Below are 10,773 nucleotides of genomic sequence, written 5' to 3'. Positions count from 1 at the left end.
TGCTATGTCTTCCGGACGAGCGGGCGATTTCCTCAATGCCGCGCCAACAAAAATTGCAACAGGGGCCAGGGTTTGCGCGGGGCGCTTCTGGCGGTCGTTGCGCCCTAGCGTGATGCCCTGGGGCCGACGGTGACCCAATAGCGGCTGAACGTGTGAATGTCGACCGGCACGCCCAGCGTCAGGTTGTGCAGGGCGCGGTCGGTGTCGCGCAGGGGGAAGACCCCGGTGACGCGGAGGTCGGCGACGGCCGGGTCGCAGCGCAGGAAGCCGCTGCGGTAGCGGGCCAGCCGCGCGGTGAAGTCCGCCAGCCGCATGTCCTCGGCCAGCAGCACGCCGCGCGTCCAGGCGGCGTCGGCCTCGCGCGCCGCGGCGGGCGGTTCGGCGCGCTGCGGGTCGAAGCGCGTGCGCTCGCCCTCATGCACCCGCAGGACCGCCTGGGTGGCCGCGCCGGGATAAACGTCGACCGCGCCCTGGTAGACCGCCAGGTGCGCCTGCGGGCCGGCGTCGCGCAGGGTGAAGCGGGTGCCCAGCGCCTGCACCATGCCTTGCCGGCTCTGCACGCGCAACGGCCTGTCCTGGGCATCGACAGCGGTCGACACCAGGATTTCCCCGGCCAGCAGCAGGATGCGGCGCTCGTGGCGATCGAAGCGCACGTCGATGGCCGAGCCGCTGTCGAGCACGACGCGGGAGCCATCGGCCAGGGTGATGTCGCGGATCTCGCCGACGGCGCTGCGGTGGTCGGCGGTCAGCACGCCCCAGCGCCCGCTTTCGCGCCAGAGCAGGGTGGCCCCGGCGGTGGCGGCCGCCGCGATGCCCAGTGTCCGCAGCGCTTTGCGGCGCGCGGCATAGGCCTGCGGACGGGCGTCGAGCAGCACCGTGCGGGAGGCCGGCTCGGAGACCCCGGCCAGCTTGGCGTCCATGACCTGCAGGCGGCGCCAGGCGCGCAGGTGGTCGGGATGGGCGGCCAGCCAGGCGTCACAGGCCGCGCGGTCGGCCGCGCTGGCCTCGCCCGACCACAGCCGCGCCATCCAGGCCGAGGCGCGGCGCACGACCGCGGGATCGATCGCCGGCCCCTGGCCGGCGGCCGCGTCAGTGCGCGCCATCGTAGAGGGCCTGGTAGCACGCCAGCAGCGCCGCCGCGACGTACTTCTCGACCGAGGAGACGGACACGTGCAGCCGTTCGGCGATCTCGCGGTAGCTCAGGCCGTCGAGCTTGCACAGCAGCAGCGCCATGCGGACCTTGGGCGGCGGCTTGTGCAGGATGGTGTCGACTTCGATCAGGGCCTCGACCGCCAGGGCGCGGACTTCCTCGGACGGCGCCAGCGCCACCGGCAGCGCGGCGATGGCCTCGAGGTAGGCGGCCTCGATGCCGCGGCGGCGGTACAGGTCGATCAGCAGGCCGTTGGCGATCTGGGTCAGGTGGCGGCGGGACTGGTCCGGCTGCGGCGTGGCGCCGGAGGCCAGGATGCGGACGTAGGTGTCGTGCGCCAGATCGGCGGCGTCGAAGGCGTTGCCCAGCCGCTTGCGCAACCAGCCACGCAGCCAGCCGTGGTGGTCACCGTAAAGCACTTCGATGGGCTGGGGGGAGGTCCCGGTCGCGGACATGATGGACTGGCGTGGCGTTGGCGCGGCGCATTCCATGATCCGGAATGCGAATTATTCCGGATCATAGTTGATCCGCGCGCGCGCCGGCAAGCCGGTCTTTCCCGGGCGGATCGGCCCGTGCTGGACGGGCCCGAAGGAGGATCGCTAGAGCGGCCGCGCGGCCAGCGGCCCGATGCCGCTGATGGCGCTGGCGCGGGCCGGGGTGTCGGCGTCGACGCGCGGCACCGGGATCGGCGGGATCGGGGTGTTGCCGCCGTCGCCGCCCGGGTTGCCCCCGGAAGCGCCGCCCAAGGCGCCGCCCAGCGTGCCGCTGCCGGCGGCCGGGATCGGAATCGGCTGCGCCACCGGGGCCTGCTGGCCCGGCGCCGGCTGTGCGGACGCCGGCTGCGCGGGCGCCTGCTGCGGCGCGCCCGCCTGGGGCTGAGTCGCCGGCGGCAGCGTCGCGCCCGGCGCGGGCAGGGGCCGCACCGAGTTGTCGACGCCGTCGGTGGAACGGTTGTTGTTGAGGAAGTCGGTCAGCGGGTCGCCGCTGGACAGGTCGAGCGAGGCCACCGCCTGGCCCGGCGGGAATTCGTTGAAATAGTATTCGCCGTTGTCCACCAGCAGGCCGTCGGGACGCGGCGCCGGCTTGGTCTCGGGCACGCCCTTGAGGGCCGGCTGCATGTAGTCGAGCCAGGTGGTCAGCGCCAGGCCGCTGCCGAATTCGTTGGTGCCCAGCGACTTGGGCTGGTCGAAGCCCATCCAGACCGTGGTGGCCAGGGTGGGGGTGAAGCCGGAGAACCAGACGTCGACCGCTTCGTTGGTGGTGCCGGTCTTGCCGCCGATGTCGTTGCGCTTGAGCACCTGGTGCGCGCGCGCCGCGGTGCCGCTGGTGGTGACGCCGCGCAGGATGTCGTCCATGACCCAGGCGGTGCGCGGGTCGATGGCGCGCGCGGCGGCGTCGCCCGCCACCACCGGCTGCGCCTGCATCAGCACGTTGCCCGAGCGGTCGGTGACCTTGTCGATCAGGTAGGGCGTGACGCGGTAGCCGCCGTTGGCGAACACGCTGTAGCCGTTGACCACCTGCAGCGGCGTGGCGCCGCCGGCGCCCAGGCCCAGCGGCAGCACCGCCGGCCAGCGGGCCTTGTCGAAGCCGAAGCGGGTCAGGTAGTCCTGCGCGTACTGCGGGCCGATGGCCTGCAGGATGCGGATGGTGACCATGTTCTTGGACTTGTACAGGCCCTGGCGCAGCGTCAGCATCGGCTCGTAGCGGTTGCCGTCGTTCTTGGGCTGCCAGTCTTTCGAGCCGGTCTGGGCGGCGGTCAGCATGAAGGGCTGGTCGGAGATCTGGGTGGCGGGCGTCAGGCCGCGCTCCAGGGCCGCGGCGTAGACGAACGGCTTGATGTTCGAGCCCGGCTGGCGCCAGGCCTGGGTGACGCGGTTGAAGGTGCCGCGGTTGTAGTCGAAGCCGCCGATCATGGCGCGGATGGCGCCGTCCTGCGGCACCATCGACACCAGCGCCGCCTGCAGCGCCGGCATGTTGATGATTTCCCAGCCGTCGCCGTTCTTGTGGATGTAGACCACCGAGCCGCGCTGGATGCGCTGGCTGTCGCTGGCCTTGGGGTTGAGCGCGCGCGCCACCACCGACAGCGCTTTCTTGTCGGAGATGGTGATGATGTCGCGGGCGCTGCGGGCCACGGTCACTTCCTGCGGGCTGGCGGCCAGCACCACGGCGGCGAGCAGGTCTTCGCTGTCGGGCGTCTTTTCCTGCACGCCGTCGAGCAGGTCGTCGAGCGCCGCGGGGTCCTTCTCGACGCCGTCGGGCAGTTCGATCTGGTCTTCGGGGCCGGGGTAGGGCGCGCGGCGGGTGTAGTCCATCACGCCATCGCGCACGGCGCGGTAGGCGGCTTCCTGGTCCTTGGAGTCGATCGTGGTGTAGACGTCGATGCCCTTGGAGTAGGTCTGCTCCTGGAACACGCCGTACATCAGCTGGCGCGCCAGTTCGGCCGGGTAGTCGCCGTGGATGGCGAAGCCGCGGGTGCTGGAGCCGTCGGCGCCGCGGATGACCAGGCGCTGCTTGAGGGCCTCGTCGGCCTGTTCCGGGGTCAGGTAGCCCAGCGTCTTCATGCGGCCCAGCACGTAGTGCTGGCGGATCTCGGCGCGCGGGAAGTTGGTGATGGGGTTGAAGCGCGATGGGGCCTTGGGGATGCCGGCCAGCATCGCGGCCTCGGCCGGCGTCACTTCGGACAGCGGCTTGCCGAGGTAGGTGCGCGAGGCGGCGGCGAACCCATAGGCGCGGTGGCCCAGGTAGATCTGGTTCATATAGAGCTCGAGGATCTGGTCCTTGGTGAGCTCGGATTCAATCTTGTAGGTCAGCAGCAGTTCGTAGAACTTGCGCGAATAGGTCTTCTCGGACGACAGGTAGAAATTGCGCGCCACCTGCATGGTGATGGTGCTGCCGCCCTGGGTCTTGGATTGCTTGACGAGGTTCACGAGCACCGCGCGCACCATGCCCATCCAGTCGACGCCGCCGTGCTGGTAGAAGCGGTCATCCTCGGCCGACAGCACGGCCTGGCGCATCACCGGCGGGATCTCGTCGAAGCGCAGCACGTTGCGGTGTTCTTCGCCGTATTCGCCGATCAGGACCTTGTCGGCGGTGTAGATGCGCAGCGGCACCCGCGGCCGGTAGTCGGTCATGGCGTGCAGGTCGGGCAGGCTGGGCCAGGCGATCGCCAGCGCCAGGCCGACCAGGACCGCCCCGCAGACACCGAGGCCGGCGACGGCGACGGCGGCTTTGACGAGGAGTCGTTTCCAGGGAAAGCCCGATTTGCCGCCCGGGGTGGCGGAGGATTGCTGGGGGGTGCTCATTGCAGGCGATTCTAGGGCAGAACGCTATAGACCGGCGACGGCGCCGGAAGGTTTCGGTAACCAAACTTGCCCGCGGGGAGGAACCGGCGGGTGGGTCAAGGATATGGGGACGGGTTTGAGCATACGCGCTGCGCGGGTTTCGCGCAGCGCGACATGGCAAGCGCGCGCTGAAATGTATTGCGCGCCGTGACAAACGGCAAGGCCGGTTGCAGATGTCATGGCGCTTCCGCCCGCAGATAGCGCTGCGGCGGCGCGCCCAGCGCGCGGTGGAACATGGCGCTGAAGGCGCTGGGGCTGCGGTAGCCCAGGTCGGCGGCGATGCGCGCCACCGGCACGCCCAGCGACAGGCGGCAGACCGCGTCGGCCAGGCGCACCTGCTGCACCCACTGGCGGTAATTCAGTCCCAATTCAGCCTGGAACAGCCGGATCAGCGTGCGCGCGCTGGCGCCGACCTCGCCGGCCCAGTCCTCGATGCCGCGCTGCAGGCCGGGGCGGTCGAGGATGGCTTCGCAGATGGTCTGCAGGCGGCGGTCGCGCGGCCAGGGAATCTGGATCGGCACCACGCGGGCGGCGGCCAGTTCGGACAGGATCAGCGCGGCCACCTGTTCGGCGCGGCCGCCCAGCGGATAGTCGATGGGCTCGGCGGTCAGCGCCAGGATCAGCTCGCGCAGCAGGCCGCTGACCTCGATCACCTGGCACTGCGGCCAGTAGGCCCGCGCGGCGTCGGCATGGATGTACAGCGAACGCATCGAGACCGCGCCGATCATGTCGACGCCGTGCGGCACGCCGGCCGGCACCCACAGCGCGCGCAGCGGCGGCAGGGCCCAGAAGCCGCTCGGGGTGGTGACGTGCATCACGCCCTCGACGGCGTAGATGAGCTGGGCGCGCGGATGGGAGTGGGCGCCGGTGCGGGCGCCGGCGGTGAATTCCTTGGCCATCGCCGTCACGCCGCGGGGACGGTCCTGGTAGTCCTGGGCGTCGATGCTGCGGGCGGGGTCGAGGCGGGCGGGCCGGGTTGGCATGGTGTCACTTCCGACAAAAGGAGGAAGCCGGATTCATTGCGGGAAAAACGCTATTTTGTCACTTTCCCGACGAAAATTGTCAGGCGTGGGCGGGCCGGCGTTCCTACACTGTCCGGACGTCCGGCATGGGGTCGGACGCATTTCCGTTTCCTTTCGCCTTTTCCCTATCCATGAACTCCGCCCAGAATCCCGCCGCCGGGCTGCCGGACCGCGCCGCGTCGGCGCCGAACCCCGCCGTTGCCGACCCTTCCACCGCGTTCGCGGTGCTGGGCGCCATCAGCGTGGCGCACCTGATGAACGACATGATCCAGTCGATCCTGTTGGCCATCTACCCGATGCTGAAGGATTCGTTCAGCCTGTCGTTCGCGCAAATCGGCCTGATCACGCTGGTGTACCAGCTGGCGGCTTCGCTGCTGCAGCCGTTCATCGGTTTCTACACCGACCGCAATCCCAAGCCGTATTCGCTGCCGGTGGGCATGGGCTTCACGCTGGCCGGCCTGCTGCTGCTGTCGGTGGCGCCGTCGTTCGGCTGGCTGCTGGTGGCGGCGGTGCTGGTGGGCACGGGCTCGTCGGTGTTCCATCCGGAATCGTCGCGGGTGGCGCGCATGGCCTCGGGCGGACGCCACGGGCTGGCGCAGTCGCTGTTCCAGGTGGGCGGCAACGTCGGCTCGGCGCTGGGGCCGCTGCTGGCGGCGCTGTTCATCATCCCGCACGGGCAGCGCAGCGTGGCCTGGTTCTCGCTGGCGGCGCTGTTCGGCATCGTGGTGCTGACCGGCATCGGCCGCTGGTACAGCGCCAACCGCGTGCGCCTGAAGCCGCGCGCCCGCCGCGAGGGCAGCGGCCACGGCCTGACGCGCAACCAGGTGCTGGGCGCGCTGGGCGTGCTGGGCCTGCTGGTGTTCTCGAAGTACTTCTACCTGGCCAGCCTGAACAGCTATTTCACCTTCTACCTGATCGACAAGTTCGCGCTGTCGGTGCGCGAGGCGCAGCTGTACCTGTTCCTGTTCCTGGCCGCGGTGGCGGTGGGCACGGTGGTGGGCGGGCCGGTGGGCGACCGCATCGGCCGCAAGATCGTGATCTGGGTGTCGATCCTGGGCGTGGCGCCGTTCACGCTGTTGCTGCCGCATGCCAACCTGTTCTGGACCGGCGTGCTGGTGGTCATCATCGGCGTGGTGCTGGCGTCGGCCTTCTCGGCCATCGTGGTGTATGCGCAGGAGCTGGTGCCGGGCAAGGTCGGCATGATCGCCGGCCTGTTCTTCGGCTTTGCCTTCGGCATGGGCGGGCTGGGCGCGGCGGCGCTGGGCAAGCTGGCCGATGCCACCAGCATCGGCTATGTGTACCAGGTCTGCGCCTACCTGCCGCTGCTGGGCGTGGTGGCGGTGCTGCTGCCGAGCGTGGAGCGCAAGCGCGCCTGACGCCGGCCGCGCGCCGCAGCGCCCCGGCAGGCGCCGCCGCGCGGCGCGGACCGCGGCGTCAGGCGGCGGCGTTGGCCGCCGCGGGCACGGCGGCCAGCCGCGGGCGGGCGCTTTCGATGCCCTGGATCTCGCCGTCGTCGCCGTGATGGATGACGGCCACGCGCGTGGCGCGCAGTTGCGCGATCTGGCGCGGCGTGACCGCGAAGCTCAGGGCCAGCCGGTGGTCATCCAGCGGCTTGATCGGCTGGCGCCGGTCCTTGCCGCCGAAGCGCAGGTGGTTGTAGGCGGCCCACAGCACCAGCAGGGCGGCGTTCAACAGGGCCAGCACGGCATAGCTGCCCAGCGTCTGCAGCGTGGGCAGGAAAGTCGGCCAGAGCGGCGCCTGCGGCCCGCTGGCCGCGCCGCGCAGGATGGCGGCGATGCCGGCGCCGAACAGGTAGACGAAGGCGAACCAGCCGACCGCGGTCAGCAGCAGGTCGAACAGATAGCCCGCGCGCGAGCGTTGCGTGGTGATGATCATGATGCGTCCGGTGATTTGATGCCGCGGTCGGGGCTGGTCCAGCGCGCGCGCTCGGCCTGCTTGCGCAGCATGACTTTGGGGAAACTGACCGGGGTGGTGAACAGGCTCACCATCCAGTAGGCCAGCGGGTACCAGATGACCCAATACAGCGCGCGCCACAGGCCCGGCTCGTAGCGGCGGTCGATCAGGATGCTGATGGCGAACTGCAGCAGGCACACCATCGCCAGCATCATGCCGGTGAAGGCGGGCGGCATCAGGCTGGCGATGTGCATGTTGTTGGGCAGGGTCACGACCTGGCTGACGAGCCACAGCAGCACCGAGACGCCGAAGGCGAAGGCCCAGGCGGTCGACAGGCAGAATTCCAGCATCAGCGGCCACAGGCGGCGGTGGCGCCAGCTCCAGATCGAGCGCAGGTTCTTCAGGAACACCTCGGCGCCGCCCTGGGCCCAGCGCAAGCGCTGCTTCCAGATCCCGCGCAGCGTCTCCGGCATCAGGATCCAGCACAGGCCGCGCGGCTCGTAGAAGATCGACCAGTGGTCGCGCTGCAGCTTCCAGCTGATGTCGATGTCCTCCGTGATCATGTCCAGGCTCCAGTAGCCGACCCGGTCCAGCGCCGCGCGCCGGAAGGCGGCGACCACGCCCGATACGGTGAAGACCTGGCCGTAGACGCGCTGGGTGCGCTTGATCAGGCCGATGATGGAGGAGAACTCGCCCACCTGGATGCGGCCGATCAGGGTCGAGCGGGTGCGGATGCGCGGGTTGCCGGTGACCGCGCCCACGCGCGGGTTGTCGATCAGCGGCGCCACCAGGTAGGCGGCGGCGTCCGGGTCGAGCACCGCGTCGCCGTCGATGCAGACCAGGTATTCGCTGCGCGCGGCCAGCGCGCCCATGCGCAGCGCCATGGCCTTGCCCTGGTTCTGCGCCAGGTGCACCACGCGCAGGCGCGGATGCTGTTCGGCCAGGCGGTCCAGCATCGGCCCGGTGCCGTCGCTGGAGCCGTCGTTGATGGCGATGACCTCGATGTTCGGGTAGCGCTGGTTGAGCGCCGCCAGCAGGGTCTCTTCGCCGTTGTCGGCCTCGTTGTAGCAGGGCACCAGGATCGACACCAGCGGATCGCCGGCCAGCGCCGGCGGCGCCGATCCGGGACCCCATTGCCAGCGCCGTTCCCAGTGCCACCAGAAGTACAGGCCGCCGGCCATCCACATGCCGGACATGAACAGCGGGTAGAAGAAGACGAAGCCCAGCAGCGCCTGGCCGGTCAGCATCATGGTGAAGCCGAACGGCGCGCCGAGCACCGCCAGCAGGATAATCAGGGCAATCAGACGGTCGATCATCGGAGGGGATACCAGGCTTCGGAGATGGCGGGCCGGATGCCTTGCAACCGGGGCTGGTCTTGCGAGAAATCGTCGGGGTAGTAGCCGAAGCTGCGCGCGCCGCGCAGTTGCAGGCGCTGCATCCAGCCGGCCAATACCGCGGTGTCGATGGGCGTGGCCTCGGGGCGGCCGGGGCCGGCGCGCCAGTCGCGCGCCTGCAGTTCGAACACGGTCCGGTCGAGCGCGCCGGGGCGCCGCGCCACGGCGTCGACCAGCCGGTCGAGCCAGGCGTTTTCCTGGCCCTTGGGCACGTTCTCCATCAACGGCATCGCCATCGGCGCGGTCCAGTCGTAAGCGCCGAGGAAGTCGTCCAGGTTCTGCGCGAACCAGGTTTCCGACTGCGGCTCCAGGATCGGCATGGCGAAGATGTTGCGGGCGGTCTTGATCTGCGGGCCGCGCACGGCGCGCACGCGGTCGGTCAGCTCGGCGGTGAAGTCGACCAGGGCGCGGCTCTTGAAGCGCGTCCAGCGCTGCAGCGTGTCCGGATCGGCGCGCAGCTGGCCGATGTCGGCGGGCAGGCCGGCGGCGCGGTAGGCCGCCAGCGCGCCGGGGCTGGCGTCCTCGAAGTCGGACAGCACGGCGTCGTCGTGGAACAGGATGCCGTCGAAGATGGCATGGCGCGCCAGGTCCTCGTACAGGTCGCCGATGCGGGCCCGCGCGGTGGCGTCGAACGGTGACAGGCGGCGGTACTGGTCCGGATCGGGCCGCGCCTCGGTCTGGCCTGGCTGCCAGCGCGTGACGCGCGGGATCGAGGCGTCCAGGTCGTAGGCGAGCACCGGCATCCAGGCGTACACCATGACGTTGGCGCGGTTGTGCAGCTGCCAGGCGGCGCGGTTGAACAGGTCGGCGCGTACCGGCAGCCAGCGGTTGGGAAAGTAAACCGACCGCACCAGGCCGTCGCCGGTGGGGTCCGAATACGCCTGCAGGAACACGGTGTTGATTTGCAGGTCCAGGATGCGCTGCACCAGTTCGCCCAGGTTGCGGTCGGTCTGCGCCGGGTCCGGGTCGTAGACGTAGTCCAGGTCGACGTGGGCCACGCGCATGAACGGCGCGGCCTCCATGCCGACGATGCTGTTGGCGAAGGGCTTGAGCGGCGGATCGCTGGCCAGTAGCATGCGCGGCGTGGACATCAGGCGGTCCAGGCGGCCGGGGCCGTCTTCCAGCGTCAGCGCCAGTTCGTAGCCGTTTTCCGCGGCGATGCGCAGCGTGCTGCCGCCCTCGGCGCCGTAAGGCCAGACCCAGACGCGCGGCTTCCTGCCGGTGACCTGTTCGATCTTGCGGCTGATGGCGCGCACGTCGCCGCCCATGCGGGCGTCGAACTCGGCCTCGCTTTCGTAGCGGCCGGTCTTGGCGTCGTAGGCGCGGATCGCCGCGGCCGGTTCGGTGTTGCCTTGCGGGTTGGCCAGGGCGCCGTAGTGCGAGGCGTCGGTGTGCGCCGCGATCTCGACCAGGCCGGAGCGGGAGATGGCGCGGATTTCGTCCCAGTCCAGGAAGCGCTTGCGCGGTTCCGGGCTGCCGCCGAAATCCACCGGCTTGCCGGCCGGCGTGTCCATCCAGGTGCCCACCGGCGCCAGCAGCGCCGGCCAGCGGTAGGCCTTCAGGATCGGCAGCACGCGGGTGTAGAAGCTGCGGTAGCCGTCGTCGAACGACAGCAGCACGGCGCGCTCGGGCAGCGGCTTGCCGCCCTGGCGCGCGGCCAGGATCTGGTCGACCGAAACGGCCTGGTAGCCGTTCTCGCGCAGCCAGGCCAGCTGGTCGACGAGGCGGTCGGTGCGCACGCTCAGAAAGGCCTGGTCGGGGTCGTCGTCCTCGACGTCGTGGTACGCCAGCGCCAGGAAATTCCCGGGCGCCCAGGGTTTTTCGGCGGCGGCCGCGGGCCGTTCGGCGGGCGGCGTGTAGACCGGGATGTCCTTGGCGCAGGCGGTCAGCGCCAGGATGGCCAGCAGCAGCAGGGCCGCCAGCAGGAGTCGGGTGGGTAGCTTGAGCAACAT

8 protein-coding genes are annotated in these 10,773 nt (G+C 70.4%); 1 reads left to right on the top strand and 7 read right to left on the bottom strand.

The window, feature by feature from the left end; all coding sequences use genetic code 11:
- Nucleotides 1-104 precede the first annotated feature (104 nt).
- From AOZ49_RS07280 to AOZ49_RS07265, 4 genes are all read right to left on the bottom strand, one after another.
- A complete protein-coding gene (locus AOZ49_RS07280; protein WP_054432317.1) occupies nucleotides 105-1,103 on the bottom strand; it encodes a FecR domain-containing protein in 999 nt (332 codons plus the stop codon).
- Nucleotides 1,090-1,605: a sigma-70 family RNA polymerase sigma factor gene (locus AOZ49_RS07275; RefSeq protein ID WP_054474745.1), complete on the bottom strand. Its 516-nt coding sequence runs from the start codon at nucleotides 1,603-1,605 to the stop codon at nucleotides 1,090-1,092. The genes AOZ49_RS07280 and AOZ49_RS07275 overlap by 14 nt, the downstream gene beginning before the upstream one ends.
- 144 nt (nucleotides 1,606-1,749) lie before the next feature.
- Nucleotides 1,750-4,452, bottom strand: coding sequence for a penicillin-binding protein 1A (locus tag AOZ49_RS07270; protein ID WP_054474744.1), 2,703 nt, complete (start codon nucleotides 4,450-4,452; stop codon nucleotides 1,750-1,752).
- A 215-nt stretch (nucleotides 4,453-4,667) separates the two neighbouring features.
- Entirely contained in the window at nucleotides 4,668-5,474 is an 807-nt protein-coding gene (locus AOZ49_RS07265; protein WP_054432314.1) for an AraC family transcriptional regulator, read from the bottom strand.
- Nucleotides 5,475-5,644: 170 nt separating this feature from the next.
- Here AOZ49_RS07265 and AOZ49_RS07260 point away from each other — a divergent pair, with 170 nt between their 5' ends.
- Nucleotides 5,645-6,889 carry an MFS transporter gene (locus tag AOZ49_RS07260; protein ID WP_054432313.1) on the top strand — a complete coding sequence of 415 codons (1,245 nt, stop codon included), beginning with the start codon at nucleotides 5,645-5,647 and terminating at the stop codon, nucleotides 6,887-6,889.
- 58 nt (nucleotides 6,890-6,947) lie between these two features.
- Here the strand turns inward: AOZ49_RS07260 and pgaD are convergent, their stop codons facing one another.
- The 3 genes from pgaD to pgaB are packed head-to-tail and all read right to left on the bottom strand — an operon-like array spanning nucleotide 6,948 to nucleotide 10,773.
- A complete protein-coding gene (gene pgaD, locus AOZ49_RS07255; protein WP_054474743.1) occupies nucleotides 6,948-7,409 on the bottom strand; it encodes a poly-beta-1,6-N-acetyl-D-glucosamine biosynthesis protein PgaD in 462 nt (153 codons plus the stop codon).
- Nucleotides 7,406-8,743, bottom strand: coding sequence for a poly-beta-1,6-N-acetyl-D-glucosamine synthase (gene pgaC, locus AOZ49_RS07250; protein WP_054474742.1), 1,338 nt, complete (start codon nucleotides 8,741-8,743; stop codon nucleotides 7,406-7,408). The genes pgaD and pgaC overlap by 4 nt, the downstream gene beginning before the upstream one ends.
- Complete coding sequence (gene pgaB / locus AOZ49_RS07245; RefSeq protein ID WP_054474741.1) at nucleotides 8,740-10,773, bottom strand: poly-beta-1,6-N-acetyl-D-glucosamine N-deacetylase PgaB; 2,034 nt, start codon at nucleotides 10,771-10,773, stop codon at nucleotides 8,740-8,742. Before pgaB ends, pgaC begins: the two co-directional genes overlap by 4 nt.

The sequence above is a fragment of the Achromobacter sp. 2789STDY5608615 genome (assembly GCF_001298995.1).
In the GTDB taxonomy this organism is placed as follows: domain Bacteria; phylum Pseudomonadota; class Gammaproteobacteria; order Burkholderiales; family Burkholderiaceae_B; genus Achromobacter; species Achromobacter insuavis.
This window is presented reverse-complemented; position numbering and strand designations above follow the sequence as displayed.

Coding starts and splice junctions, on each gene's coding strand:
- AOZ49_RS07270 (WP_054474744.1), bottom strand. CDS start 4,452: ATGAGCACCCCCCAGCAATCCTCCGCCACCCCGGGCGGCAAATCGGGC.
- pgaB (WP_054474741.1), bottom strand. CDS start 10,773: ATGTTGCTCAAGCTACCCACCCGACTCCTGCTGGCGGCCCTGCTGCTG.
- AOZ49_RS07280 (WP_054432317.1), bottom strand. CDS start 1,103: ATGGCGCGCACTGACGCGGCCGCCGGCCAGGGGCCGGCGATCGATCCC.
- AOZ49_RS07275 (WP_054474745.1), bottom strand. CDS start 1,605: ATGTCCGCGACCGGGACCTCCCCCCAGCCCATCGAAGTGCTTTACGGT.
- AOZ49_RS07265 (WP_054432314.1), bottom strand. CDS start 5,474: ATGCCAACCCGGCCCGCCCGCCTCGACCCCGCCCGCAGCATCGACGCC.
- AOZ49_RS07260 (WP_054432313.1), top strand. CDS start 5,645: ATGAACTCCGCCCAGAATCCCGCCGCCGGGCTGCCGGACCGCGCCGCG.
- pgaC (WP_054474742.1), bottom strand. CDS start 8,743: ATGATCGACCGTCTGATTGCCCTGATTATCCTGCTGGCGGTGCTCGGC.
- pgaD (WP_054474743.1), bottom strand. CDS start 7,409: ATGATCATCACCACGCAACGCTCGCGCGCGGGCTATCTGTTCGACCTG.